Genomic DNA, 25,738 nt, shown 5'->3' on the forward strand with positions numbered 1-25,738 from the left:
CTGAGCCGAGGTCCACACGGCGGCTCTTGCGACGTGTTTCCGACTGAGGTCCGAGGCGGTCGCGCGGAGCGGGGCCGGGAACACCTGTCGATGCGTCAGCCGAGGGGCGCGGGCGCGCCGGTCCGGCCGCACACCCGCGCCAGACCGTCCGCGTCGGTGCGCCGGCCCGTCGACCACCTCGGGCTGGTATGAAGAGGCGATGACGAGCGATGCCGCCTCCGCCCTTCCCGACCCCACCGCAGAGGTCGTGGACCTCTGCCGCGACCTGCTGCGCATCGACACCACCAACACCGGTGACAACGACACCAGCGTCGGCGAGCGCCGCGCGGCCGAGTACGTGGCGGAGAAGCTCGCCGAGGTGGGCGTGGAGTCCGTCCTGCACGAGTCCGCGCCGGGCCGGGCGAACGTGGTGGCCCGCATCCCCGGCACCGACCCGAGCCGGGGCGCGCTGCTGGTGCACGGCCACCTGGACGTGGTGCCCGCCGACGCCGACGAGTGGTCGGTCGGCCCGTTCTCCGGCGAGCTGCGCGACGGCTACCTCTGGGGCCGGGGCGCCATCGACATGAAGGACTTCGACGCGATGGTGCTCGCCGTGGTGCGGCACTGGCAGCGCACCGGCGTACGGCCCCCGCGCGACATCGTGCTCGCGTACACCGCCGACGAGGAGGCGGGCAGCGACTACGGCGCGCGCTTCCTGGTGGACAACCACCGGGGCCTCTTCGACGGCTGCACCGAGGCGATCGGTGAGGTCGGCGGCTTCTCCTACTCGGTCAACGACAGCCAGCGGCTCTACCTCATCGAGACCGCCGAGAAGGGCATCGACTGGCTGCGGCTGCACGCCAAGGGCCGCCCCGGCCACGGCTCGATGATGCACGACGACAACGCCGTCACCGCGCTCGCCGAGGCGGTCGCCCGGATCGGTCGGCACCGCTTCCCGGTGGTGGTCACCGACACCGTGCGGGCCTTCCTGACCGAGGTCTCCGACCTGCTCGGCATCGAGTTGGACCCGGACGACCCGGAGACGGCCATCGCGAAGCTCGGCCCCATCGCCAACATCATCGGCGCGACCATCCGCAACACCGCCAACCCGACCCGGTTGAGCGCCGGCTACAAGGACAACGTCATCCCCGGCCGGGCCACCGCCACCATCGACTGCCGCAGCCTGCCCGGCCAGTCCGAACTGCTGGAGCGGCAGCTGCGCGAGCTGGTCGGCCCGGACATCGCGATCGAGTACGTCCAGCGGCAGCCGGCGCTGGAGACCACCTTCGACGGTGACCTGGTCGAGGCCATGTCGGCGGCCCTGCGCGCGGAGGACCCGGGGGCGCGACCCGTCCCCTACATGCTCTCCGGGGGCACCGACGCCAAGGCGTTCTCGCAGCTCGGCATCCGCTGTTTCGGGTTCGCCCCGCTGCGGCTGCCCGCCGACCTGAACTTCTCGGCGTTGTTCCACGGCATCGACGAGCGCGTTCCGGTGGACGGACTACAGTTCGGCGTGCGGGTTCTCGACCGGTTCCTCCGCACCTGCTAGTCGTGTCCGGCGGTGGCCGCCGGCGCGCAACCTCCCAACGTGAAGGGACTGCCCCACATGACCGACCAGCATGGTGAGCTGGACGCCGCTCTCGAGCGGGTGATCGAAGCGGCCCGCCACCACCTGGCCGCCGTACGCGCCGCGCAGGGCCGCGTCGACGACGACGACGTCTGGCAGGCGTACGTGGCGTTGAACAACGCCTCCTTCGCGTACGACGAGCGGCTGCTCGACGCCTTCGGCGAGGTGACGCCGTGGGATGTCGACTCGATCGACCCGGACGAGGCCGACGAGCGTTTCGGCGGCGGCGAGGGCGCCGAGGCCAGCGACCCGCACCCCAGGGTGATCTCGGTGCGTCAGCGTCGTGACTACCGGGTGCCGAGCGTCGCCGCGCTGCTGCGGGTGGCCGAGGCTGCCCGCCGCGAAGGCACCCCGGAAGACGACGAGCCGGCGCCGGTGGAGGGCGTGGGCGAGGCGGTGCTGGAGCTGCTGCAGAGCGGTGACGGCTCGCTCGGCGCGTTGGACGTCCCCGAGTTGGAGCCGCTCGACGGGGTGGTCATGGTCAGCGAGGTGGGCACCCCGGTCGACCTTGAGTCGTTCGACGACGACGACGCGGTCGGCCCGTTCCAGCCGGCTGCCGACGACCGGCTGGTCGGTCGGCTCGACGAGCACCCGTTCCTGGAGCTCGACGACGACCACGACCACGCCGGGCACCAGCACTAGGCCGGGTGCCGCCCAAGGCCGACTCCGGCCCTGGGCGGCACCGCCCGGTCGTCAGTACGACAGACCCGGCTGCGGCTGGTTGACCCGCCGACGACGCAGCACCACCTGCCGCGTGCCGTCCCGGTACAGCCGCACCCGGGCCAACTCCCATCCGGAGAACTCCGCCTGGATCGCCAACTGCGCCGTGGCGGTCAACCGGTCGACGTTCGGCGGCAGCCGCAGTGGCGCGTACTCGTAGTCCATGCCTCCATGCTGCCCAGCCCAGCGGCCGTTCGCCACCCCCTCCGGAGTGACCAACGACGCCACCGCGGGCGGTTCGTGCCGCCCCGTGCCCCGTCGCGCCGATCTCGCGTTTCGGTCGCCGAGATGCCCCAGGTGGGAGGGCAGATCCTGAAGATGCCGGCCCAGTCGGGTCGATCATGGAGTTTTGGTGCCTGATTTGGCCCTGTTGCGGCGACCTTGTCGCTCACCACACCTCCGTGATCGACGAGGGGGTGCCGTGCGCTTCGTCGTCGCCCCGCCTTGGCGCGAACTCAGCCCGCGGGGGCGTTGGCCGTCAGCAGGGCGGCGAGGGCCGGGGCGGCCAGGGCGACCGCTCGGGCGCTGCCCGGGTCGACCGCCAGCCCCCAGGACGGGTCCGGCCAGTCCTCGAACAGCTCCGCGCAGGGCAGCGCGACGAACGGCACCCCGTCTCCGCTGAACGCGGCGAGCGCCCCCGGCGAGGTAAAGACTGGCAGCAGCGGCGCACCGGTCGCGTCGCCGACCACCGTCCACGGGAAGTCGGCGTCCGGCGTCGGCTCCCCGGCCAGGGGGACGCACACCGTGGTGCCGGCCAGCGCTCCGAGGTAGCCGGGCAGGTCGCGCCGGCCGACGGCCGCCGCGAGCACCGCCACCACCGCCGGCTCCGCGTCGACGGCGGACGCCGATCCAGGTCGCGTAGCCGGCACCGCTGGTCCAGGCTGAGTGGCCGGCACCGCTGGTCCAGGCTGAGTGGCCGGCGCGGTCGTTCTGGGCCGCGCGGCTGGTGGCAGCGCCCGGCAGGAGAGCCTTCCCGGCTCGTCGGTCAAGACCTCGGCGGCGGTACGGGTCACGAACACACTGAGCCGCTGCACCTGCTCCGGAGTGCGCTCCGCCTCGTACCACCAGCCCTCGTCACCGGTCGGGCGGTGCCAGCCGAGCGCGGCCAGGCGTGCCTCGTCGTGGCCGGGGCAGATCACCCGCACCACCCGGCGGCGCACCAGCAGCCGGATCCCACGTGGGCCGGTGGAGAGCTCTAGGTCGGTGTCCCGGTCGCAGCGGGCGACGGTGTCCCGCAGTCGAGCGGCGATCTCCGGCCAGGTCGGCGACGGCGACGTCACGCCGGCGCGCCCGGCAGGCGGTCGTCCAGCCGCCCGAGCCGGGCCACGGTCTCCTCCAGCCGGCCCAGCGCCGAGAAGTCCCCCGGCGTCCCGAACAGGTCGCCGAGCCCCGCGCCGAGCGCGACGTCCAACCCCTCGGTGTGCTCGTCGACGTGCCCGGAGGCGACCTCCCGAGCCCGCCGGTACGCGTCGAGCACCAGCTCGGCCACCCCCTCCGTGCCGACGCGCAGGGCGGCGGGCGCGAGGGTGAGGCCGGTCAGCGCGCCGGTGGCATCGACGGTCGCCGAGACCAGCCCGCTCTCGTCGACAGCGGTGCCGGACAGCTCGGCCAGGTCGTCGCGGAGGCCCGCGAACCGGCGTTCGATGTCGGCGATCCGCCCGGCGAGCGCGTCGAACGCGGACGTCGGGTCCGTCATGAGATCCCTCCCCGTGGATGGTGCGACCGGGTGGTGCCCGGCGGCCGGGAGATCGTATCGTCGGTGCGCTCGACTCATGGGGGAGGAACGGCATGCCACCGGATATCGATGTCGACGTGCAGGCGGTCCGTCGACTGGAGACAGCCGCCAAGCAGGTCACCAGCTCGCTGGCCGCGCTGGAGCGGCAGATCGTCTCGGCCGGCGACGTGCCGTCGGACGCCTTCGGTCACCTGCCGTTCGCCAGCGACATGCTCCGCGACAAGTACGCCGAGCAGGTCACCGGCGGCAAGGAGTTGTTCGCCACCGCGAACGCCGCGTTCGGCCGGGTCGCCACGGCGCTGGCCGACACTGTCGAGGCGTACGAGCACAACGAACGGGATCTCGACGCCGGGTTCAAGGCCATCCAGTCGGGCCTGCCCGGATGAGCGGTCCGGCCGGCAGCGCCGTCCAACTGTGGAACGGCCTGGACAGCGCGCTCTCCGGGGTGCAGGACGCCGTCGACAGTGTCTGCCGGACCCTTGCCTGGCCACTGATCCAGCTCGTCGACATGGTCGACGGCGAGCCCGCCGTGCTGCGCGCGAAGGCCGCCGAGTGGGACGCGTTGGCCGCGCAGGTGCGCGACCTGGCCCAGGGGCACCGCGGCGCCAGGGAGTCCGCGCAGGCCGGCTGGCGCTCACCGTCCGGTGTGGCGTACGGCCAGCGGTTGGCCGAGGTGGAGCAACAACTCCTCGACGTCGCCGAGCAGTTCGCCGCGACCGCGGAATACCTGCGCGGTGTCGCCGACGGCCTGCTGACCGTGCACGACGTGCTCGTGGACCTCTGCGTGGAGTTCGTGAACTTCCTCCTGGTGACGCTGGTGACGGCGTTGCTGATGGCTCCGGTGACCATGGGGGCGTCCTGGGCGGTCGGCGTGGGCGTGACAGTGGCCAGGGCCCTGGTCGTCGTCACCCGGATGCTGAAGGTCATCCGGCCACTGGCGGCGCACCTGCAGAAGGTCATCCGCCTGCTCCAGCGGGTCATGCTGGCCCTGCGCAAGCTGCAGGCACACCTCGACAAGCTGGTCACGTTGCAGGACAAGCTGCGTACCGGCAAGAAGTACGCCGACAAGCGGCACGCCGCCGGCAAGGCCGACAAGTGGTTCCACAAGATTTTCGACCCCACGAAGGGCACCTACAAGCTGGGCAAGTCCGGTGCCCCGTTCGACATGGGCGCCCTCGAACGGGCCGCCGCGCTGCGGGCGCACGGGGTCGCCGACGGGGCCCGGGTGATCGCCCGGGACTGGGCGACGAACCTGCCGTGGAACGTGCCGAACTCCGTCGTGCACGGTGTCACCTGGGGGACTGTCGCGTTGACCAGTGGGCTTTCCGTTCCCGGTAGCGAACAGGTCGGCGACCAGATCGACCAGGCGGTGCAGGGCGGGGCAGACTGGATCGACCAGAATGTCTTCGGGCAGCCGCCGGCGGGTCAGCCGGCGGGCCGGTAGAGAGGAACCCGTGATGTCAGGGGAGCGAGGCCGGCTCGGTCGGTTCACCGACGCGATGCTCGGCGGCGCGCGGGCCGCCCGGGACAAGGCCCGTGAGCTGCGCGACGAGTTCCGCACCAGCGACGAACCCGAACGCGCTCTCGTCGCACCGCTGCTGCCCGGGCAGGAGCTGCGCTATGTGGGGCTCGGCCCGGTCCGCGTCCCGCAGACCCACAAGGCAGGTCGGCAGCTCGCCGATGTGATGGCCGACGAGTTCGTCGACTCCCTCGACCCGAAGGTGCTGTTCGGGCTCCTCAACATCGTCAACCCGGTGGTCTGGGTGGACGCGGTGCTGACGCCGGTACGGCTGGCCGCTGGCGTGCTGCTGCTGCCCGGCGAGGCCGGTGCCATCGCCACCGGTGTGCCGGAGGCGGCCGAACCGGAGCAGGCCCCACCACACCAGCGGGTGCAGCGGGATCCCATCCCGCTCACCGAGGAGCAGGAGGCGTTCCGCGCCCTGTTCCGGCTCAGCCTGTACCGCCCGCTGGCCGAGCAACTCGCCGAGATCGCCTACCGTCGCCGGTTCGTCTTCAGCGGCGACCTCGCCACCCTCGCCGGCAGCCTGCTGCTCTTTCTGGAGCGTTACAACGGCACCCCGCTGGCGGTGACCGACACCCACCTGCACCTGCTGCGGATGGGCCCTCGTCCGGACGCCGACCGGCCCGACCGACGGCAGCCGCGGGTGCTGTGGAGTGTGCGACGCGACCGGGTGGCCCGGGTCGATTCGGAGCGCGGCGCGACCGGGCTCGTGCAGCTGACGTCCACGATCGTCTTCGACGACGGCTCGTGGATCCGGCTCACCCAGCCCGCGCTCCGCGACGACCAGTCGCGCTTCCTGACCGCGATCCACGACCTCCCCGGGCAGCGCCCTCAACCATGACCCGGCGCGCCGGGCCAGCCGTGACCGAGCATGCGGGGCCAGCCGTATCCCGGCGTGCGGGGCCACCCGCGACCCGGCCGGCCGGTCAGCCGTCGCGTTCGGGGTAGCCGACCGGCACCGCGGAGACATCGTCCAGCGCGGTGGTGATCTCCTCGGGCAGGGTTATCCGCTCCACTGTGAGAGCGCCGAGCAACTGCCCGACCGTCCGCGCGCCGAGGATCGGCGCGGTCACCCCGGGCCGGTCCCGGATCCAGGCCAACGCCACCTCCAGCGGCGACACCCCCAGCCCACCGGCCGCGGTCGCCACCGCCTCCACGATGCTGGAGCAGCGCGGCTCCAGGTAGGTCGAGACGAACCGTTCGAAGTGCGGCGACGCGGCCCGGGAATCGGCCGGACGGCCGTGCCGGTACTTGCCGGTGAGCACGCCCCGGCCCAGCGGCGACCAGGGCAGCACGCCGAGGCCGAGCGCGTCGCAAGCGGGCAGCACCTCCCGCTCCACGCCCCGCTCCAGCAGCGAATACTCCACCTGGGACGCGACCACCGGCGCCCGCCCCGGCCAGGCGGTCTGCCAGGCGGCGGCCCGCGCGGTCTGCCAACCGGAGAAGTTCGACACCCCGACGTAGCGGACCTTGCCGCTGGCCACCGCGTGATCCAGGGCGGCCAGGGTCTCCTCCAGGGGGGTGTCCGGGTCGTACCCGTGCACCTGGAACAGGTCGACGTGGTCGGTGCCGAGCCGGCGCAGCGACGCGTCCAACGTGCGCAGCAGGTGCCCCCGGGAGCCGTCCCGACGTCGGCCACTGCCCGGGCGCAACCCGGCCTTGGTGGCGATCAGCAGCTCCTCACGGGGGACGAGGGAGCCCAGCAGCGAGCCGATCACCGACTCGGCGTCGCCGTCGCCGTACACGTCGGCGGTGTCGATCAGGTTGCCGCCCGCGTCGAGGTAACTCTTCAGCTGAGCGGCCGCATCGTCGGCGTCGGTGTCCCGGCCCCAGGTCATGGTGCCGAGCGCGAGCCGGGAAACCGCCAGCCCGCTTCGGCCGAGCGGTCGCTGTTGCATGGGTGAACCTTATTTCGAACCTGCCGCCACGGATATCCTCGCTCCCGTATCTCTGCCGGTTCTGCCGGTTCCGCCGCCCCGGGCTGCCCCGATGGAGGGGGGATCAAAGGGGTCGAGCCGGTGATCGAGTCCGTTATCGGCATTGCGTAACCTGGGGCGACCTGTGCCACGGATGGGGGAGGACCAGTGCGACTCGGGCTCAGTCTCGGATACCAGACGGCGTGGAGCACACCGGCCGACCACCTGGCGCTGGCCCAGGAGGCGGACCGGCTGGGCTATTCGGTGGTGTGGGCGGCGGAGGCATACGGCTCCGACTCGCCCAGCATGCTCGCCTGGATGGCCGGCCAGACCGAACGGATCGACGTCGGCGCCGCGGTGATGCAGATCCCCGCCCGTACGCCGGCGGCCACCGCCATGACCGCCGCCACGATCGACGCGCTCTCCGGCGGCCGGTTCCGGCTCGGCCTGGGTGTCTCCGGCCCGCAGGTGTCCGAGGGCTGGCACGGCGTGCGCTTCGCGAAGCCGCTCGCCCGGACCCGCGAGTTCGTCGACATCGTCAAGCTGGCCATCGCCCGCAAGGAGGTGGCGTACGACGGCGAGCACTACACGCTGCCGCTGCCGGACGGCCCGGGCAAGGCCCTGCGGCTGGGCTTCCACCCGCCCCGCGAGCACATTCCGATCTACCTGGCCGCTGTCGGCCCGAAGAACCTGGAGCTGGCCGGCGAGATCGCCGACGGCTGGCTGGCCGTGTTCTACGCCCCGGAGTTCGCCGAGGAGCAACTCGCCTCGGTGCAAGCCGGGCGGGCCAAGGTCGGCAAGGAGCTGGCCGGGTTCGACGTGGTGCCGTCGGTGCCCGTGGTGATCGGCGACGACGTGGCCTCCTGCGCCGAACTCGTCCGCTGGTACGCCGCGCTCTACGTCGGTGGCATGGGCAGCCGGCAGCAGAACTTCTACAACCAGCTCGCCACCCGGATGGGCTACGGCGACGCCGCCCGCGAGGTGCAGGACCTGTACCTGGCCAAGCGGCAGCGCGACGCCGCAGCCGCCGTACCCATGGAGTTCATCGACCGCACCTCGCTGCTCGGCCCGAAGGAGCGCATCGCCGAGCGGATACGGGAGTACGCCGCGGCCGGCGTCACCACGCTGTCGGTGACCCTCTTCGTGGCCGACCGGGACAGCGGTGTGCAGACCCTGCGTACCGTCGCCGAGGCTCTCGACCTCTCGGGAGTCGGCGAGTGACCTGGGTCGAGGCCATCGTCCTGGGCATCGTCCAGGGACTGACCGAGTTCCTTCCGGTCAGCTCGTCGGGGCATCTGCGGATCACCTCGGCGATCTTCTTCGACCGGGACGCCGGCGCGTCGTTCACCGCGGTCACCCAGCTCGGCACCGAAGCGGCAGTGCTGATCTACTTCGCCAAGGACATCTGGCGGATCACCCGGACCTGGCTCGTGGGCATCCGGGACACGTCGGTCCGCTCCAGCCTCGACTACCGGATGGGCTGGTACGTGATCGTCGGCTCGATCCCGATCGGGCTGTTCGGTTTCGTGTTCAAGGACCAGATCAAGACCGCCGGGCGCAACCTGTGGGTGGTGGCGACCACGCTGATCGTGTTCGCCTTCGTGTTGGCGTTCGCCGAGTACTGGGGGCGGCAGACCCGCACCCTGGAGAACTTCCGGATGAAGGACGGCATCGTGATGGGCTTCGCCCAGGCGATGGCGCTGGTCCCCGGGGTGTCCCGCTCCGGCGGCACGCTCACCGCCGGCCTGCTGCTCAACCTGACCCGCGAGGCGGCGGCACGGTACTCGTTCCTGCTGGCCATCCCGGCGGTGGTGATGTCCGGTGTGTTCAGCCTCGGGGACGTCTTCGAACCGTCCGCCCCGGGCACGTCGGTGCCCACCGTGGCCCAGACGATCGTGGCCACCCTCATCGCCTTCGGCATCGGCTACGCGGCCATCGCCTGGCTGCTGCGCTACGTGGCCCACCACACCCTGTACGTCTTCGTGCTGTACCGGGTCGCGCTGGGCACCCTGGTCCTGGCGCTGCTGCTGACCGGCACCATCGACGCCACCTGACCGCTCTGCCGCCGGCCCCCGGCTCCGCCCACGGGCGGAGCCGGGGGCCGCAGTCGTCAGGTCGCCGCCCACGACGGCCCGGCGCGGCGCCCAGGTCATAGGGTGGTCCCGTGGCGACCCTTCTTCTTCTGCGACACGGCCGAACCACGGCGAACGCCGATGGCGGCCTGGCCGGTCGGCAACCGGTCGAGTTGGACGACACCGGGCGCGCCCAGGCCACAGCGGTCGGCGAGCGGTTGCGGGCGGTACCGCTGGCCGCCGTGGTGACCAGCCCGCTCATCCGCTGCCGGCAGACGCTGGAGCTGGCGCTCCCGCAGGCCGCCCCGGTCGTCGAGGACGGGTTGATCGAGTGCGACTACGGCAGCTGGGAGGGTCAGCCGCTGAAGAAGCTCGCCAAGGAGCCGCTCTGGCCGGTCGTCCAGCAGCACCCCAGCGCGGCGGTCTTCCCTGGTGGGGAGGCGATGGCGGCGATGGCGGCGCGTGCCGTGGCGGCGGTGCGTTCCTGGGACGCCCGGGTGAACGCCGAGCACGGGCCCGAGGCGGTCTGGTTGGCGTGCAGCCACGGCGATGTGATCAAGGCCATCGTGGCGGACGCGCTCGGCGTACACCTGGATGCCTTTCAGCGGATCGTGGCCGACCCGGCGTCGGTGACGGCGATCCGGTTCACGCCGTTGCGTCCTTTTCTGGTGCGACTCAACGACACCGGTGGTGACCTGGCGGCGCTGGTGCCGCCGCCGGCCAAGCGGCGTCGGCGCGCGAACCGCGTGGCCGACTCGGACGCGGCAGTCGGTGGTGGGGCGGGTGCGTCGCGGTGAGGCGCGTCACGACACCTCCTGCGCTCGGCGCGTCAGCGCACGCCGGAAAGGCCGCCACGCCCGGGTATAGCCCCTGGTACGCCGGGCGCGCCGCCGCTGCGGCGATTCGCGTCGGTGGGGTGCGCGACGCCGAGGCGGGCCGGATAGGGTCGTGGGTATGACCCACCAGGTGCACGCCTTCGAACCGCCGGAGCGGTTCGTCGCCGGGACTGTCGGGCCGCCGGGGGAGCGCACGTTCTTCCTGCAGGCCCGCGGCGGCGGCAGGCTGGTCAGCGTCGCGCTGGAGAAGGTCCAGGTGTCCCTACTCGCCGAGAAGCTCGAGGAGCTGCTCACCGAGGCGCAGCGTCGCTTCGGGGTGGACCTGCCCGAGCTGGCGCCGGTGATCGGCGACAACGAGCCGTTGGACACTCCCGTCGACGAGGAGTTCCGGGTCGGGACTCTCGGGCTGGCCTTCGACGTGGACACCGCGACAGTGGTGATCGAGGCGATCGCGGCGGGCGAGGTGGAGCCCGAGGTCGAGCTCGGCGACGAGGACGACGACGAAGACGACGACGAGGACGACGAGCCGGACGAGGACCTGGATCGGCTCCGGGTCCGGCTCACCCCGCAGGCGACCCGCCAGTTCATCGAGCGGGCCCGGCGAGTGGTCAACGCGGGCCGGCCACCGTGCCCGCTCTGCGGCCAACCGTTGGACCCCGCCGGGCACCTCTGCCCGCGGCACAACGGTTATCACCGGTGACCTCGTCCGGCCTCCAGCCTCGCCAGGACGGCGACGCCGCGCTGCGGCTGCTGCGTGACGGCGTCCTCGACCTGGAGGGTCGGCTGGTCGACGCGTCGAACACGACGCTGCGCGGCATCCTGACCCTGGACGGGTTGACCGCCCGGTGCGTCTACAAGCCGGTCCGTGGCGAGCGCCCCCTCTGGGACTTCCCCGACGGCACCCTGGCCGGTCGGGAGGTCTCGGCGTACCTGGTCTCCCGGGCCACCGGCTGGGACCTGGTGCCGCCCACAGTGCTGCGGGACGGCCCGTTCGGCCCCGGTTCCTGCCAGCTGTGGATCGACGAGCCGGAGGACGCCGAACCGCTTGTCGGTTTCCTGCCCGCCGGGGAGTTGCCGCCGCGCTGGATCCCGATCGCCGCGGCCCGCGACGACGACGGCGCCGCGTACGCCCTCGCCCACGCCGACGACCCGCGGCTGGCCCGGCTCGCGGTGCTCGACGCGGTGCTCAACAACGCCGACCGTAAGGGCGGTCACGTGCTCGTCGGTGCCGACGACCGGATCTATGGCGTGGACCACGGGGTGAGCTTCCACGTGGAGGACAAGCTGCGCACTGTGCTCTGGGGTTGGGCCGGTAAGCGGCTACCCGCGGACGCCGTGGAGATGCTCGACGCGCTGGCCGGGCAGGTCGCCGGTGCGCTCGGTGCCGAGTTGGCCGACCATCTGACGATCAGCGAGGTGGCCGAGGTGGCCGCCCGGGTCGGCCGGCTGCGCGAGACCGGCTGCTTCCCTCAGCCTCCGGAGGACTGGCCGGCGATGCCCTGGCCGCCCATGTGACCCGCTGTCATCTTGATCACCCGTGGGGTGCTCCGGCGTTGTCGCCGGGCTGGCTAGGCTGATCCCATGGAGTCTTGGGCGGGACACGAGGTGCCACGGCTGCCGGGCAGGGGCGAGCCACTGGCGTTGTACGACTCGGCGCGGCAGGGCGTCCACCCGAGTGAGCCGGCCGACGCGGGCAGCATGTACGTCTGCGGCATCACCCCGTACGACGCGACCCACCTCGGCCACGCCGCCACCATGATCACGTTCGACCTGGTGCAGCGGATGTGGCGCGACGCCGGCCGCCCGGTGCGCTACGTGCAGAACGTCACCGACATCGACGACCCGCTGCTGGAGCGCGCCGCCCGCGACGGCGAGGACTGGGTGGTCCTGGCGATGCGCGAGACGGCGCTGTTCCGGGAGGACATGGAGGCGCTGCGGATCATCCCGCCGGCGCACTACGTGGGCGCTGTCGAGTCGATCCCGGACATCGCCGACAAGGTCGAGGTGCTCCTCAAGGACGGCGCCGCGTACCGGCTCGACGACGGCACCGGCGACGTCTACTTCGACATCTCCGCCACGCCCCGCTTCGGCTACGAGTCGAACCTGACCCGTGAGCAGATGCTGGAGATCTTCCCCGAGCGCGGCGGCGACCCCGACCGGGCCGGCAAACGGGACCCACTGGACCCGCTGCTGTGGCGCGGCGCCCGCGAGGGCGAGCCGTCCTGGCCGGGCGGCGACCTGGGCCCGGGCCGCCCCGGCTGGCACATCGAGTGCGCGGTGATCGCGCTCAACCTGCTCGGCGACCGGATCGACGTCCAGGGCGGCGGTAACGACCTGCTGTTCCCGCACCACGAGGCCTCCGCCGCGCACGCCGAGCGGCTCACCGGCCAGGCGCCGTTCGCCGAGCACTACGTCCACGCCGGCATGATCGGTCTGGACGGCGAGAAGATGTCCAAGTCCCGCGGCAACCTGGTCTTCGTGTCCCGGCTGCGCGCCGACAAGGTCGACCCGATGGCGGTCCGGCTGGCGCTGATCTCCGGGCACTACCGCAGCGACCGCACCTGGACCGACGACCTGCTCACCGCCGCACACGAGCGCCTGGACCGTTGGCGGCGGGCCGCCGCCGCGCCCGCCGGGCCGTCCGGGGCTGAGCTGCTGGCCGAGGTACGCGCACGCCTGGCCGACGACCTGGACACCCCCGGAGCCCTGGCCGTAGCCGACCGCTGGGCCGAGGCGACCCTCGCGGGTGCCACCGACGACCCCGAAGCGCCCGCCCTCTTCGCGAACACTGTCGACGCCCTCCTGGGCATCCGCCTCTGACAGCCCACGGGCGGCGTGCCGTGCGCCGTTGACCGACTCGGTTTCCAGGAAGTCGCGGTGTCCGGAGCCCTGCGATACCCCGACTTCCAGGAAGCCGAGTCGATCAAAAGGCTCGGCCCGGGCGCGCCCTCGATCGGGTCAGATGAACGCCACCTCGGGGAAGGACCGGCTCGGACCGTTCAGTAGGTGGCCGCCCCGGTGCCTCAGGTGCAGGTCGAAGAACGCCAGCGGGTACGCCTGCCCGATGCGGACCGCGCGGGCGGGGTCGAGCGTGCCGACCCAACCGAGGAGATCCTCGTCGCTCATGCCGATGAGCTTTGCCAGTTGCGGCACGAGCCACTGGTTGTCGCCGTAGGACGAGTGGACCGCTTCGGCGGCCTGGATGTTGAGTCGCCATCCGCGTAGGTGCGTGAAGAACTCGGCGACGGCCGGCTCCGCTGCCCGGGTGAACTCCGCCGTCATCAGCATGAACGGCCGGTACAGGTCGGCGGAGGGCATCGGCTGCGACAGCATCGGGGCGTCCAGGCTCAGCCCCGCCCGGACCCGTCGGTCGGTGCCCATGGTCAGGGCCGTCGCGGTGCCGCCCTTCGACCAGCCGAACATGCCGATCCGGCTCAGGTCGAGGGCGGCGCCCAGCCCGGTCGGCAGCAGCGCCTGGTCGACGTCGGGGTTGCCCCCGGCGGCGAGGTCGGAGATCTGATCGAGGACGAATCGGACGTCCCGGGTGTAGGTCCACGGGGTCGAATCGACGTCTTCCTCCTGGACGGTGACTCGGCCGTCGGGGAATTCGCCGAACCCGTCGTACGTGTGGTCCACGGTGACCACCGCGTACCCGTGGCTGGCGAGTTCCTGCACCACGATGGTGGTGTCCGAACGGTGGCTGCCCGCGCCGTGCGAGTACAGCACCACCGGCAACCGCCGGCCCGGATGCCGCACCGGGGCGCCCTCGTGCCCGGCCGTCAACGGCGCCAGCGCGGCGTGGGGGTCGAAGCCGGCGGATTCCAGCAGCATGCGCATCGAGGCGGCGGTCATCCACTCGGAGCGCGGGTAGCGCCGCTCGTTCCGGGCGGGATACCAGACGCTGACCATCAGTTCCCGATACCGCCCCGGCCCGGCCAGCGGTTCCGGCCTCGACCGGTCGACCAGATGCAGCGGCACCACACCCACGCGGTACGGCCCGGTCGGCCGGGGGAGAGTGAGCCGGACCGGACCCGAACGGGCCGCTGCCGCCCGGGCGCGGCCGGCGATGCCCATCGGTACACCGGCCCCGACCGCCAACGCGGCTCCGACAAGGCCACGGCGCGTGATCCCCCGTGCGCCAACAGGTCTCACGGTTGGCATTGATCCTCCAGTGGGTTGCTCGACGCCGGAACCGGGCCGCCCGACCATCGATATACCCGCAGTATATATACCGAGTGTATAGATGCAACGGTGGTGGCGCGCTTCGACATCGGAGAATTCGCAGGGGTCGCCCTGGCCCGCCCATCGCCCCGCGATCTTGCAGTTTCTGTCCCAGCGAAAGGCGCAAAAACGGACGTAAGTACGACCGAAAGCGCAAGATCGCCGGGCCGGGCCGGGCTGGGCCGGGCAGGGCAGGGCCGGGCAGGGCAGGGCCGGGCAGGGCAGGGCAGGGCAGGGCAGGGCAGGGCAGGGGCGGGGGGCGAGGGCTAGCCCAGGACCAGGCCGGGGTCGGGTTCCGGATCGGGGGTCGGGCCGGGGATCTTGTACTCCTCGGTGAGGGTGGTCATGGGGCCGGGCCAGGTCGCCTGGGACACCTCGATCGGCTTGCGGTGCGCGTCGTACGCGACGTGCAGCAGGTGCAGCACCGGTGTGTCCGGCCGGATCTGGAGGGTTTCGGCCTCCTCTCGGCTCGGTTGGCGGGCGCTGATCGTGTCGGTGGCCGAGACGTACCGTCGTCCGGTCGCTTCCTCGGCCTCCTGGTAGAGCGGCCGGCCGAACGCCTCGGTGCGCTCCAGCGAGGTGCCGGCGGCGTCGCGCGGCAGGAACCAGGAGGCGCCCACCTCGACGGGGGAGTCGTCGGTGCGGACGAGGTGCCGCCGGCAGAGCAGGTTGGTGCCGTCGGACACGCCGAAGGCGTCGGCCACCTCGGCGGGGGCGGGGGCGTGCCCCACGGAGACGAGCTGTTGACGGTATCGGGCGGCCAGGTCGGTGTGGTAGCCGCGGAAGCCGCCGTACCGGCCTCGGGAGAGGCGGTTGAGGCGGCGGCGGGTGCCGCGGACGTACGTACCGGAGCCGGGCTTGGTGATCAGGATGCCCTCGACCCGCAGCTGGTCGACGGCGCGTTGCACTGTCTGCTTGGCGACGCCGAACATCTCGGCGATGGCCGGGATGGACGGCAGCCGCTCGCCCGGCCCCCAGTCCCCACGGCGAACCTGGGCCTTGAGCTGCGCGGCGATCTGTCGGTGCGGGAACTCGGCGGCCCCGGGATTGATCTGCACACCCGCCTCCTTGATCACATCTAGGTTCCTAGGATGCCCCAGCGAGTGTGACGACGCCACCCCGGACACGCGAAAACGGGCCCCCGGACCAGAAAAGGTCCGAAGGCCCGCAGCGAAACAGTGCTACCAGGAACCGGCGGTGGGGCCGGCCGAACCGCCTCGGCGGCGCAGGTACTTCTCGAACTCCTGGGCGATCTCGTCACCGGTCAACGGGGTGATCCCCTCGTCGCCGACCCGTTCCTCCAGCTCGCGGACGTACTCGCCCAGCTCGGCGTCCTGCTCGGCGGCGCTGCGGACCCGCTGCTCCCACTCGGCGGACTCCTCGGCCAGGTCGGCCATCGGCACCGGCAGGTCGACGACCTCCTCGACCCGGTGCAGCAGGGCGAGGGTGGCCTTCGGGCAGGGCGGGTTGTTGGCGTAGTGCGGCACGTGCACCCAGAACGAGACGGCGTCCACCTCGGCGCGGGTGCAGGCGTCGTGCAGCACGCCGACGATGCCGGTCGGCCCGTCGTAGCGGGTGGGGGTGAGCTGGTAGCGCTCCGCGGCCTGCGCGTCGGAGGCGCTGCCGCTGATCGGCAGCGGCCGGGTGTACGGAACGTCGGCCAGCAACGCGCCGAGCAGCACCACCCGTTCCACCTCCAGGCTGTGGCAGATCTCCAGCACCTGCTCGCAGAACGTCCGCCAGCGCATGCTCGGCTCGATGCCGCGGATCAGCACCACGTCACGGTCGGTGCCCTCCGGGCTGGCCACCATGAACCGGGTCGTCGGCCACTCCACCCGCCGGGTCTCCCCGTCGGCCATGGTGATGGTGGGTCGGCTGACCTGGAAGTCGTAGAAGTCCTCCGGATCCAGCTCGGCGATCTGCCGGGCGTTCCAGACCTGCTCGAGGTGCTCGACCGCGGCGGTGGACGCGTCGGCGGCGTCATTCCAGCCCTCGAACGCGGCGATCGCCACCGGGGACCGCAGTACCGGCAGTCCGTCGAACTCGGTCACGCCGTCACCTCACCCTGCTCGTCGCGGCTGGCGCCGGGACCGCGCCCGGTCGTCATACCGTGTGGCACGGCGGCGTCCCTGTTGTCCTTCACGTCCGTCAGCCTACGTGCAGGGCGAGGGTGCGGCCCGTCGGCCGCGCCGGTCGGCCGCTCCGGCAGCAGGTCATACCCGAACGAACCAGACAGGGTGATCCCCGTGACACAATAGGGGATCGCTCGAGGAGAGTCGTGGAGTCCGGCCGAATCGCACTAACCTGAACGGGTGCGGACTTCATTGATGGATGTGCTGGCTGATCGCATTCTCATCGCCGACGGGGCGATGGGCACGATGCTTCAGGCCGCGGACCTCACGCTCGACGACTTCGACGGGCTGGAGGGGTGCAACGAGATCCTCAACGTCACCCGCCCGGACGTGGTGCGCGGGGTGCACGACGCCTACCTGGCCGTCGGTGCCGACTGCGTCGAGACCAACACCTTCGGGGCCAACCTCGCCAACCTCGCCGAGTACGACATCCCGCACCGCATCCGCGAGTTGTCCGAGGCGGGCGCCCGGATCGCCCGGGAGGCCGCCGACGCGGCCAGCACCCCGGAGCGGCCCCGGTTCGTGCTCGGCTCGATCGGGCCGGGCACGAAGCTGCCCACCCTCGGCCACGCCGCCTACTCGACCCTGCGCGACGCCTACCAGGAGAACGCCGCGGGTCTGATCGTCGGCGGCGCGGACGCGCTGATCATCGAGACCTGCCAGGACCTGCTCCAGGTCAAGGCGGCAGTGGTCGGGTCGAAGCGGGCCATGGCCGAGCTGGGCCAGTCGGTGCCGATCATCTGTCACGTGGCGGTGGAGACCACCGGCACCATGCTGGTCGGCAGCGAGATCGGGGCGGCCCTCGCCGCGATCGAGCCGCTCGGCGTGGACCTGATCGGGCTCAACTGCTCGACCGGCCCGGCCGAGATGAGCGAGCACCTGCGCTACCTGTCGCAGCACTCCCGCATCCCGCTGTCGGTGATGCCGAACGCCGGCCTGCCGGTGCTGACCGCCGACGGGGCGTACTTCCCGCTGACTCCCGTGGAGCTGGCCGAGGCCCTGGAGCGGTTCATCACCGAGTACGGCGTGGGGCTGGTCGGCGGCTGCTGCGGCACCACCCCGGAACACATCCGGGTGCTGTCCGAGCGGCTGCACGGGGTCACCGCCCCGGCCCGCGAGCCCCGGCACGAGGCGGGCGTCTCCTCGGTCTACCACCCGGTGCCGTTCGCTCAGGACGCGTCGGTGCTGATGGTGGGGGAGCGGACCAACGCCAACGGCTCGAAGGCGTTCCGGGAGGCGATGCTCGCCGGCGACTGGCGGGCCTGTGTGGAGATCGCCCGCAGTCAGGCGCGCGACGGCTCGCACCTGCTCGACCTGTGTGTGGACTACGTCGGCCGCGACGGCACGCAGGACATGCGCGAGTTGGCCGGCCGGTTCGCCACCGCGTCGACCCTGCCGATCATGTTGGACTCCACCGAGCCGGCGGTGATCGAGGCCGGGCTGGAGATGCTCGGTGGCCGGTGCGTGGTCAACTCGGTGAACTTCGAGGATGGCGACGGCCCCGAGTCCCGGTACGGGCGGGTGATGCCGGTGATCCGGGAGCACGGTGCCGCAGTAGTCGTGATGTGCATCGACGAGGAAGGGCAGGCGCGCACCGCGGCGGACAAGGTCCGCATCGCCTCGCGCACCATCGACGACCTGACCGGCCGGTGGGGGATGGACCTGTCCGACATCCTGATCGACACGCTGACCTTCCCGATCGCCACCGGGCAGGAGGAGACCCGCCGCGACGGCCTGGAGACCATCGAGGCGATCCGGGAAATCGCCCGGCGTTACCCAGGGATCAACTTCACCCTCGGCATCTCGAACATCTCCTTCGGGCTCAACCCGGCGGCTCGGCAGGTGCTCAACTCGGTGTTCCTGCACGAGTGCGTGCAGGCCGGCCTGACCTCCGCGATCGTGCACGCCAGCAAGATCCTGCCGATGGCGAAGATTCCCGACGAGCAGCGCGAGGTCGCTCTGGACATGGTCTACGACCGGCGTCGCGAGGGCTATGACCCGTTGCAGCGCTTCCTGGAGCTCTTCGAGGGCGTCGACGTGACCAGCGCCCGAGCCAGCCGGGCACAGGAGTTGGCCGCGCTGCCGTTGGACGAGCGGCTCAAGCGGCGGATCATCGACGGTGAGCGCAACGGCCTGGAGGCCGACCTCGACGAGGCGATGGCCGGCGGCCGGTCCCCACTGTCGATCATCAACGACATCCTGCTGGACGGTATGAAGGTGGTCGGCGAGCTGTTCGGCTCCGGCCAGATGCAGCTGCCGTTCGTGCTCCAGTCCGCCGAGGTGATGAAGACCGCGGTGGCCTACCTCGAGCCGCACATGGAGACCATCGAGGACGGCGGCAAGGGCCGCATCGTGCTCGCCACAGTGCGCGGCGACGTACACGACATCGGCAAGAACCTTGTCGACATCATTCTGTCCAACAACGGCTACGAGGTGGTGAACATCGGCATCAAGCAGCCGATCAGCGCCATCCTGGACGCCGCCGAGCAGCACCGCGCCGACGCGATCGGCATGTCCGGGCTGCTGGTCAAGAGCACTGTCATCATGAAGGAGAACCTGGCCGAGATGGCCACGCGCGGGGTCGCCGAGCGCTGGCCGGTCCTGCTGGGTGGGGCGGCGCTGACCCGCGCGTACGTCGAGGACGACCTGCGGTCGACGTTCCCCGGGCAGGTGCACTACGCGCGGGACGCGTTCGAGGGTCTGTCTCTGATGGACAAGGTGATGACCGCCAAGCGCGGTGGCGCCCCGGTGATCGACCCGGAGCGGGAGGCGGCTCTCGCGGCCCGGCGGGCGCGCCGGGAACGGCAGCGCTCGATGGTCTCCACGTCGCTGCCGGAGCTGCACGACTCGTCGGTCCGCTCCGACGTGGCCGCCGACGTGTCGGTGCCCACCCCGCCGTTCTTCGGCACCCGGGTCGTCAAGGGCGTGCCGATGGCCGACTACGCGGCGCTGCTCGACGAGCGGGCCACCTTCTCCGGGCAGTGGGGGCTGCGTGGCGTCCGGGGTGGCAGTGGACCCTCCTACGAGGAGCTGGTCGAAACCGAGGGCCGACCGCGGCTGCGGTACTGGCTGGACCGGCTGATCGCCGACCAGGTCCTTGAGGCAGCCGTGGTGTACGGCTACTTCCCCGCGTACTCCGAAGGCAACGACCTGGTGGTGCTCGACGAGAACGGGCACGCCGAGCGCGCCCGGTTCTCCTTCCCCCGGCAACGGCAGGAGCGGCGGCTCTGCCTGGCGGACTTCTTCAGGCCCCAGGGCGACCAGCTCGATGTGGTCGCGTTGCAACTGGTCACCGTCGGCCAACCGGTCAGCGAGTACGCGGCGAAGCTGTTCGCCCGCAACGAGTACCGCGACTACCTGGAGGTGCACGGTCTCTCCGTGCAGCTCACCGAGGCCCTGGCCGAATACTGGCACCAGCGCATCCGCGCCGAGATGACCCTGCCCGACGGTCGTCCGCTGGGGCACGACGACCCGGCGGACCTGGCCGGCATCCTGCACAACGACTACCGGGGCTGCCGGTACGCGTTCGGCTACCCGGCCTGCCCCGACCTGGAAGACCGGGCGAAGATCATGGATCTGCTCGGCGCGGATCGGATCGGGGTCGAGCTGTCCGAGGAGTTCCAGCTCATGCCGGAGCAGGCCACCGACGCGATAGTGGTCCACCACCCGGAGGCCAACTACTTCAACGCCAAGTAACGGCGGCAGGCCCCCGAGCTGCACCTCAGGCCGTCGGCGGCCCGGACCAGGCCGTCAGCTGCCTCCGAGCTGTGCCCGGTGGCCTGGTCCGCATGGGTTGAGCCGAGGTCGGGCTCCACCGTGGCCAGTCCACGAGCGCCCGCTGGGGTGTGGTCCCGACGGTGCGCGCGTCGAACGCCTCGGCTGAGATCAGGAGCACGTCGCCGACGGTGGTCCAGCTCATGAGCGACAAAGCTAGGAATGACACCGCGGGGCGTCAAGCGTCGTGGTTGTTGCCCGGGGTCAAGGGGTCGCCGGGCTACCCGGGCACCGGCAAGATTGTCGTGTGAAGACCGAGGCCGTCAAGGCAGGCAGGGCGGAGTTGGTGGACGCCCTGGAGGCTTGCCCGGGAGTTCCGACGGCTGTCGAGTTGCCCTGACGTTGGCATCTCCCGTCTTCCTTCGTGCCGGCGACGTCTGGTGGGTTGAGGGTGAGGTGCTGTACGTCCAGCGTGGAGACGTCCCGGCCGTGGCGTATTGGGGTGCCCTCGAATGGCGTCGGCAGTGGTAGCCGCGGGAGCCGGGACTCAGGGCCTGTCTTGAAGTCGATTGTCAGGGCTGGCCGCATCGATGAACATCTGACAGGTCGCTGAGCTCTGACGGATGGGCAGTGGGTGCGTTCCCGCTACGGTCTCGTCATGTCTCGATTCAGCATGATGGCTCGCGTGGACATCCCTCATGAGGTGGCCGACGCCGAGAGTTGGATCGCGCGATATCGCGGGTCGTTGACGTCGATCGCGGAGACCGGCTGCGGCTGCTGCGTACGTGCGTGGCAGATCGAAGGACCGCAAGAGCTGGCCGACACCATCCCGCTCGTGCTCAGCGCTTCGACGGAGTGGGACCGGGACTGATCATTCGCACAGCGCGGCCCGCTCAACCAGCGGACGACGGAGGACGCGACTGCCAGCAACGGCTGCGGACTTAGCGGAAAAGCTCAAGCCCCGCCAGCGCGTCGATCGCTATCACCACGTCGGCCATGCTGAACGCCGCAACCCCAAGCAGCCACAGCCGGAACGACGATAGCCGAACCCACCAGGGTTGGTTGTCTCCGAGACGCTCGCGTACAGCCGAGTGCGGTGGCAGCCCAAGCATCTGGTCCAAGCCCAGCTGTTGCTCGATCCGCTCCAACAGCCGGCTGTCGGACAACTCCAGGCGCCGGTACTTGATCATGAGTTGGGCGGACAGGCCGGTCAAGGCGGCAGCCAGGGTGGCCGCCACCGCTTGGGCCGGACGCGCCGTCTCCGGACCGAGCGCGAGCGTCAGAAGGAACGCCTGAGCCGCGGTGGCCAGGGCGGGTACCTGCCACGTCATTGTGTCGAAAGCGGTCCGGCGAGCTGCGACGACCGCATAGGTTGCCGTGAGCACCTGTTCGGAGATCTGAGTCTCGTCCGGCCTCGCATCTGGGCTTGGCACCATGACGTCATGGTGTCAACGCGTCGCAACGCGGACGAGTGGAGCGCAGCCCGAGGCCGCGAGCAGCCACCGAAGCCATCGGGTGCCCGATGCATGCCCAGTCAGCAGGGGGCAACAAGGGCCAAGGACGATGCCGTTGCCAGGCCTCCGTGACAAGGGCAGGATTGAGTACGTGGGACCGGTCGGTAGCCCGTGGTGGCAGACAGCGAAGACACCCAAGCAGGGGTTCATCCTGGAGGGCTTCTGCCGTGCTGGCAGCACTGCTTGGCGTTGGCTACCTGGTGACGGCCGTGCTGCTGCGCCGACGCCAACGCTCACAGATGACACGCTGGATGGATGCGACAGGTCACAGTGCTCGGCAGTTCCGGTGCCTTTCCCGAGCCAGGTCGGGCCTGTAGCGGCTTCGCGGTGGACTGGGATGGCTTCCGCGTAGTGCTTGACCTGGGCTACGCCACACTGCCGCGGTTGCTCAGGCACTGGCCCGACGGTGCGGTGGACGCTGTCGTCATCACCCACGAGCACCCGGATCACTGCGTCGACCTGCACGGTCTGTTCAGGATGCGGTTCTACGGTCAATCGGGGGGACCACGGCTGCCGTTGTTCTGCCCGCCCGGCGTGCTCGACCGGCTCAGCGGCGTGGAGCCCGATGTCGACCTGCACGCGGTCTTCGACCTGTACCCACTACCCGGCAGCTACCGGGTCGGGCCGTTCGACCTCACCGGGCTGTCCCTGCCGCACTTCGTGCCCAACGCAGGCATCCGGCTGCAGGCCGACGGAATTGCCCTGGCCTATTCCGGGGACACGGGGCCGACTCCCGCGTTGGCCGAACTGGGCCGTGGCGCCGACCTGTTCATCGTCGAGGCGACGGACCACGACGGCGAGACCAGCCGTCCCACCCGTAACCTCATGACCTCCACCGAAGCCGGTCTGTGGGCTCGCCGCGCGGGTGCCCGCCGCCTGATGCTCACCCACTTCTGGCCAGGTAACGACCGGGCAGCCGCGGTGGCCGCCGCGCAGGTGGAGTTCGACGGTGCCGTACTGGCGGCTGAGGAAGGGCTCACCCTGATGCTTGGGGCACCAGACAGCTGATCTCCCTCACTCGACGAATGTGCCGTCCGGATTCATGATCTCGTCTCGCACCAGCGGTACGAAGGCCGACCAGGTCCCGTCATCCACGGCGACTGACATGCGGATGCGCCCATCGCCGTCGTCAAGGGCGTAGCTGACCACGCGGTACCGCCTGCCGTCATCGCCGGTGGCGTGGCGTGCATCCTTGTCATCGAGCATCGCGCGCCAGTCGCCGTAGTTGACGCGTCGCCACTCAGCCAGGCGCGCCTCGGCGAGCCCTGCCGCCGACTCGTTCTTCAGCCTCACCTGCTCAACCTTCCAGCCGCCGTGCGGCCGACGCTAGGGCGGTGGAGGAAGCGTCTGCAAGCTTTGACGGAAGGCCGGCTCCGGCCACGTGGGCGCGGTCAACAGGAGGACGAAATCCGGCAACGCGCATGGTGAGGGGTCCCCAGTCGGTGCCCGCGAGTCCGGCTCGCTCTCCCAGTCGATGAGGTTGACCGTCACCGCGTAACGGCCGGCGGGCGCGGCCACGTGTCGGGCCTTTTCGTCCGGGATTGCGGAGACGTCTTCCAGTCCGCTCAGGTAGAGCGACCCGGCTGAGGTGATGAGGTACGGCTCCGATGCGACGACGAGACGATCTTGCTCGCGCTCTGTCAGGTCCGCAGCCTGCTGGGAGTCGCCGACACGGACCACGAACTGGAACGCCGAGTCCCCCAGGTTGATCGGCACGAGCACGCCGGCCAGGACGTGCTGGAGGATGTCATCGTCGTTGAGCAACGAGCGTTCCCATGAGTCGTCGTCGACGATCGAGGCGAAGCCCTCGGGGTTCCAGAGCACCTGCATGCCAGCATCAGTCATGACGGGTCCCGTCACCTCGAACATCCGGCCTCCTACACGTCCCTGGCCCGTCGCCGGGCCGTCGAAGGCTAGCCAATGGCGACCAGCGACGACCAACGCCCGCGCCGCGGTCACCGTGCCCGCCGAAGTGCGGACGCTGATGGATGGCTAGCGGGCCCGTCACGCGAAAAGGCAGTCCGCTCTGGATGTCGAGAACGGCTGAGCGGCTCCGTCCTCGGGGAGGATGCGGTCACCGTGACCGCACCAGAGCAGGGAGATCCAGCATGGCGATCCAGCGGATGGACAACGTCCTCATCGTTGTCGAGGACCTCGACGCGGTCATCGCGTTCTTCGTCGAACTCGGCATGGAGTTGGAGGGGCGAGGACCGGTCGAGGGGCGGTGGGTGGAGCGTGTCATCGGGATCGACGACGTCCGGCAGGAGGTCGCGATGCTGCGGACCCCGGACGGCCACGGCAAGGTCGAGTTGGCGATGTTCCACCGGCCGACGGCGATCGGCGGGGAACCGAAGAACGCGCCGGCGAACACGCTGGGCATCCGGCGGATCATGTTCGCCGTCGACGACATCGAGGACGTGATCACCCGGCTGCGTGGCCACGGCGCCGAACTCGTGGGGGAGTTGGAGCGGTATGAGGACGTCTACCGGCTCTGCTACGTCCGCGGCCCCGAGGGAATCATCGTCGGCCTGGCCGAACAGCTCCGCTGACGGCCGCCGCCGGCCCGTCCCGCCCGCAACTTCAGGGATGTAGGGGCCTCGCGAGCGGTGGAGGCCACTACATCCCTGAAGTAGCGCGGATCTTGGGGCGCGCTAGGCCCCCGCGTCGCGCGGGAAGGTCTCGCGTAGGGCCGGATCCAGCGGTCGACCGCTCGTCGGTTCGATGAACAGGTCGGCGAGCAGGAGGTCGGCGAGGTAGCTGGGGTTCACCCCCGACTCCTTGCGGCCGAGGGTCTGCGCCAAGCCGCCGAGTCGCAGCGCGGCCTTCGCTGCGCCGGACGGCATCCGCGCGACCCGGCGGTGTCGGCCCACCGCGTCGGCGATGCGCCCGATCATGTCGTGCCAGGTGAGGTTCTCGTCGGCGACCGGGATGTCCGCGCCGCTGGCCTGCTCCAGGGCATCGACCGCGACCTCGGCCACGCTGCGGGCGGAGGCCGCGGCGCTGCCGCCGGTCGGGGCGACCAGCGGGGTACGCGAGCGGGCCCACCGGTCCAGCGGACCGGCCCAGTTGGGCAGTCGGTCGCCGGCCCGACCGAAGACGAAGGGCAGTTCGAGTACGGCGACCGGCAGGCCCTCGCCGGCGGCCGCCCGCCCCTCCCGGGCCTGCTCCAGGCGGCACCGGATGTACGTGTGCCGTTCGGCGAGGCGCCACTGCGGGTGGAGTCGGTCGAAGTAGGTGTAGTAGGAGCCCATCACGACGCCCCGGGTGAGACCTTCGAGGCGGGCGGCGGTGAACAGGCGTACCACCGGGTCGACGTTGTCGCGGCGGAACTCGGGATAGATGGGTTTGGGCAGCGGCCGTTGCTCCTCGGTGCGGGTCGCGTACACGACGCCATCGTGACCGGCGAGCAAAGACCGCAGTTGCTCGATCGAGGCGCCCCCGACATCGAGCAGATGGTCGATGCCCGGCTGGGCGGTTCGCGCCACAGTGGTCGCGGCATGGCCACGCTCCCGAAGCACGTTCGCGACGTGAGCGCCGATCAGGCCACTGCCACCCACCACAAGAATTCGCACGGTGCATCGTCCACTCTGGAACCCGCCCTTTGTCAAGCCGCTGCCGCTGTGGCGAGGGCGTCGAGGGGTTGCTGGTCCAGCATGAGCGCGTGCTGCGCCTCGGCGGCCGGCTGTTGTACGACCGCATCGACGACCCGGACGAGCCTCTGCGCGTGTACGCCGACCTGGCCGGGCATCC

The 25,738-nt window shown here is 71.0% G+C and carries 27 protein-coding genes; 15 read left to right on the top strand and 12 right to left on the bottom strand.

Translation table 11 applies throughout. The features are described from left to right. Positions 1 to 199 precede the first annotated feature (199 nt). Both OHB44_RS16045 and OHB44_RS16050 read left to right on the top strand, forming a co-directional pair. Entirely contained in the window at positions 200 to 1,528 is a 1,329-nt protein-coding gene (locus tag OHB44_RS16045; protein ID WP_124854659.1) for a M20/M25/M40 family metallo-hydrolase, read from the top strand. Positions 1,529 to 1,585: 57 nt separating this feature from the next. Then, positions 1,586 to 2,248: a hypothetical protein gene (locus OHB44_RS16050; protein ID WP_091408864.1), complete on the top strand. Its 663-nt coding sequence runs from the start codon at positions 1,586 to 1,588 to the stop codon at positions 2,246 to 2,248. Between the two features lie 51 nt (positions 2,249 to 2,299). On the opposite strand, the gene OHB44_RS16055 is transcribed toward OHB44_RS16050, so the two are convergent. From OHB44_RS16055 to OHB44_RS16065, 3 genes are all read right to left on the bottom strand, one after another. Next, entirely contained in the window at positions 2,300 to 2,491 is a 192-nt protein-coding gene (locus tag OHB44_RS16055; protein WP_238685861.1) for a DUF5703 family protein, read from the bottom strand. 290 nt (positions 2,492 to 2,781) lie between these two features. Beyond that, complete coding sequence (locus tag OHB44_RS16060) at positions 2,782 to 3,606, bottom strand: SseB family protein (RefSeq protein WP_266302642.1); 825 nt, start codon at positions 3,604 to 3,606, stop codon at positions 2,782 to 2,784. Next, positions 3,603 to 4,022, bottom strand: a complete 420-nt coding sequence (locus tag OHB44_RS16065) for a YbaB/EbfC family nucleoid-associated protein (RefSeq protein WP_266302641.1) — start codon at positions 4,020 to 4,022, stop codon at positions 3,603 to 3,605. The genes OHB44_RS16060 and OHB44_RS16065 overlap by 4 nt, the downstream gene beginning before the upstream one ends. A 92-nt stretch (positions 4,023 to 4,114) precedes the next feature. Here OHB44_RS16065 and OHB44_RS16070 point away from each other — a divergent pair, with 92 nt between their 5' ends. The 3 genes from OHB44_RS16070 to OHB44_RS16080 are packed head-to-tail and all read left to right on the top strand — an operon-like array spanning position 4,115 to position 6,424. Next, positions 4,115 to 4,447 carry a hypothetical protein gene (locus OHB44_RS16070; protein WP_266302640.1) on the top strand — a complete coding sequence of 111 codons (333 nt, stop codon included), beginning with the start codon at positions 4,115 to 4,117 and terminating at the stop codon, positions 4,445 to 4,447. Continuing rightward, complete coding sequence (locus OHB44_RS16075) at positions 4,444 to 5,505, top strand: WXG100 family type VII secretion target (protein WP_330441140.1); 1,062 nt, start codon at positions 4,444 to 4,446, stop codon at positions 5,503 to 5,505. Before OHB44_RS16070 ends, OHB44_RS16075 begins: the two co-directional genes overlap by 4 nt. Before the next feature lie 13 nt (positions 5,506 to 5,518). After that, positions 5,519 to 6,424, top strand: coding sequence for a hypothetical protein (locus OHB44_RS16080; RefSeq protein ID WP_238685856.1), 906 nt, complete (start codon positions 5,519 to 5,521; stop codon positions 6,422 to 6,424). Positions 6,425 to 6,509: 85 nt separating this feature from the next. Here the strand turns inward: OHB44_RS16080 and OHB44_RS16085 are convergent, their stop codons facing one another. Then, positions 6,510 to 7,481 (bottom strand): aldo/keto reductase, encoded by a 972-nt coding sequence (locus tag OHB44_RS16085; protein ID WP_238685855.1) that lies wholly within the window; start codon positions 7,479 to 7,481, stop codon positions 6,510 to 6,512. A 186-nt stretch (positions 7,482 to 7,667) separates the two neighbouring features. Between OHB44_RS16085 and OHB44_RS16090 the strand changes: the two genes are divergently transcribed. The 6 genes from OHB44_RS16090 to mshC all read left to right on the top strand — a co-directional run bounded on the left by OHB44_RS16090 (position 7,668) and on the right by mshC (position 13,227). Next, positions 7,668 to 8,720 carry an LLM class F420-dependent oxidoreductase gene (locus OHB44_RS16090; RefSeq protein ID WP_330441141.1) on the top strand — a complete coding sequence of 351 codons (1,053 nt, stop codon included), beginning with the start codon at positions 7,668 to 7,670 and terminating at the stop codon, positions 8,718 to 8,720. Beyond that, positions 8,717 to 9,553, top strand: a complete 837-nt coding sequence (locus tag OHB44_RS16095) for an undecaprenyl-diphosphate phosphatase (RefSeq protein WP_238685853.1) — start codon at positions 8,717 to 8,719, stop codon at positions 9,551 to 9,553. The genes OHB44_RS16090 and OHB44_RS16095 overlap by 4 nt, the downstream gene beginning before the upstream one ends. Before the next feature lie 110 nt (positions 9,554 to 9,663). Next, positions 9,664 to 10,368, top strand: coding sequence for an MSMEG_4193 family putative phosphomutase (locus tag OHB44_RS16100; RefSeq protein WP_238682281.1), 705 nt, complete (start codon positions 9,664 to 9,666; stop codon positions 10,366 to 10,368). A 157-nt stretch (positions 10,369 to 10,525) separates the two neighbouring features. Then, the gene (locus OHB44_RS16105; protein WP_238685851.1) at positions 10,526 to 11,107 is read left to right on the top strand and encodes a DUF3090 domain-containing protein; all 582 of its coding nucleotides are present in this window, start codon (positions 10,526 to 10,528) and stop codon (positions 11,105 to 11,107) included. Continuing rightward, positions 11,104 to 11,922 (top strand): SCO1664 family protein, encoded by an 819-nt coding sequence (locus OHB44_RS16110; protein ID WP_238685850.1) that lies wholly within the window; start codon positions 11,104 to 11,106, stop codon positions 11,920 to 11,922. The genes OHB44_RS16105 and OHB44_RS16110 overlap by 4 nt, the downstream gene beginning before the upstream one ends. Positions 11,923 to 11,988: 66 nt before the next feature. Next, positions 11,989 to 13,227 (top strand): cysteine--1-D-myo-inosityl 2-amino-2-deoxy-alpha-D-glucopyranoside ligase, encoded by a 1,239-nt coding sequence (mshC, locus tag OHB44_RS16115; protein WP_330441142.1) that lies wholly within the window; start codon positions 11,989 to 11,991, stop codon positions 13,225 to 13,227. 138 nt (positions 13,228 to 13,365) lie between these two features. Here mshC and OHB44_RS16120 read toward each other — a convergent pair whose 3' ends face one another. The 3 genes from OHB44_RS16120 to OHB44_RS16130 all read right to left on the bottom strand — a co-directional run bounded on the left by OHB44_RS16120 (position 13,366) and on the right by OHB44_RS16130 (position 16,679). Continuing rightward, positions 13,366 to 14,481 carry an alpha/beta hydrolase family protein gene (locus OHB44_RS16120; RefSeq protein ID WP_323181785.1) on the bottom strand — a complete coding sequence of 372 codons (1,116 nt, stop codon included), beginning with the start codon at positions 14,479 to 14,481 and terminating at the stop codon, positions 13,366 to 13,368. A 413-nt stretch (positions 14,482 to 14,894) separates the two neighbouring features. Continuing rightward, a complete protein-coding gene (locus OHB44_RS16125) occupies positions 14,895 to 15,686 on the bottom strand; it encodes a GntR family transcriptional regulator (RefSeq protein WP_238685847.1) in 792 nt (263 codons plus the stop codon). Between the two features lie 123 nt (positions 15,687 to 15,809). Further along, the gene (locus OHB44_RS16130; protein ID WP_030332815.1) at positions 15,810 to 16,679 is read right to left on the bottom strand and encodes a PAC2 family protein; all 870 of its coding nucleotides are present in this window, start codon (positions 16,677 to 16,679) and stop codon (positions 15,810 to 15,812) included. 276 nt (positions 16,680 to 16,955) lie between these two features. On the opposite strand from OHB44_RS16130, the gene metH reads away from it, so the two are divergent. After that, positions 16,956 to 20,456 (top strand): methionine synthase, encoded by a 3,501-nt coding sequence (gene metH, locus OHB44_RS16135; protein ID WP_274531421.1) that lies wholly within the window; start codon positions 16,956 to 16,958, stop codon positions 20,454 to 20,456. A 25-nt stretch (positions 20,457 to 20,481) separates the two neighbouring features. On the opposite strand, the gene OHB44_RS16140 is transcribed toward metH, so the two are convergent. After that, positions 20,482 to 20,679 (bottom strand): hypothetical protein, encoded by a 198-nt coding sequence (locus tag OHB44_RS16140; protein WP_266302638.1) that lies wholly within the window; start codon positions 20,677 to 20,679, stop codon positions 20,482 to 20,484. 453 nt (positions 20,680 to 21,132) lie between these two features. Between OHB44_RS16140 and OHB44_RS16145 the strand changes: the two genes are divergently transcribed. Next, on the top strand, positions 21,133 to 21,345 hold the full coding sequence (locus tag OHB44_RS16145; protein WP_266302637.1) for a hypothetical protein: 213 nt from the start codon (positions 21,133 to 21,135) through the stop codon (positions 21,343 to 21,345). Between the two features lie 70 nt (positions 21,346 to 21,415). Here the strand turns inward: OHB44_RS16145 and OHB44_RS16150 are convergent, their stop codons facing one another. Next, positions 21,416 to 21,910 carry a hypothetical protein gene (locus OHB44_RS16150; protein WP_238685843.1) on the bottom strand — a complete coding sequence of 165 codons (495 nt, stop codon included), beginning with the start codon at positions 21,908 to 21,910 and terminating at the stop codon, positions 21,416 to 21,418. 333 nt (positions 21,911 to 22,243) lie between these two features. On the opposite strand from OHB44_RS16150, the gene OHB44_RS16155 reads away from it, so the two are divergent. Beyond that, positions 22,244 to 22,996, top strand: coding sequence for an MBL fold metallo-hydrolase (locus tag OHB44_RS16155; RefSeq protein ID WP_330441143.1), 753 nt, complete (start codon positions 22,244 to 22,246; stop codon positions 22,994 to 22,996). A 6-nt stretch (positions 22,997 to 23,002) separates the two neighbouring features. Here OHB44_RS16155 and OHB44_RS16160 read toward each other — a convergent pair whose 3' ends face one another. Next, entirely contained in the window at positions 23,003 to 23,281 is a 279-nt protein-coding gene (locus OHB44_RS16160; protein ID WP_238685841.1) for a hypothetical protein, read from the bottom strand. Between the two features lie 33 nt (positions 23,282 to 23,314). Then, the gene (locus tag OHB44_RS16165) at positions 23,315 to 23,833 is read right to left on the bottom strand and encodes a hypothetical protein (RefSeq protein WP_266302635.1); all 519 of its coding nucleotides are present in this window, start codon (positions 23,831 to 23,833) and stop codon (positions 23,315 to 23,317) included. 263 nt (positions 23,834 to 24,096) lie between these two features. On the opposite strand from OHB44_RS16165, the gene OHB44_RS16170 reads away from it, so the two are divergent. Continuing rightward, positions 24,097 to 24,537, top strand: a complete 441-nt coding sequence (locus OHB44_RS16170; protein WP_238685839.1) for a VOC family protein — start codon at positions 24,097 to 24,099, stop codon at positions 24,535 to 24,537. A 102-nt stretch (positions 24,538 to 24,639) separates the two neighbouring features. Here the strand turns inward: OHB44_RS16170 and OHB44_RS16175 are convergent, their stop codons facing one another. Next, positions 24,640 to 25,560, bottom strand: coding sequence for an NAD-dependent epimerase/dehydratase family protein (locus OHB44_RS16175; protein WP_330441144.1), 921 nt, complete (start codon positions 25,558 to 25,560; stop codon positions 24,640 to 24,642). Between the last annotated feature and the right edge of the window lie 178 nt (positions 25,561 to 25,738).

Source organism: Micromonospora sp. NBC_00821, from assembly GCF_036347035.1.
Taxonomy (GTDB): domain Bacteria; phylum Actinomycetota; class Actinomycetes; order Mycobacteriales; family Micromonosporaceae; genus Micromonospora; species Micromonospora hortensis.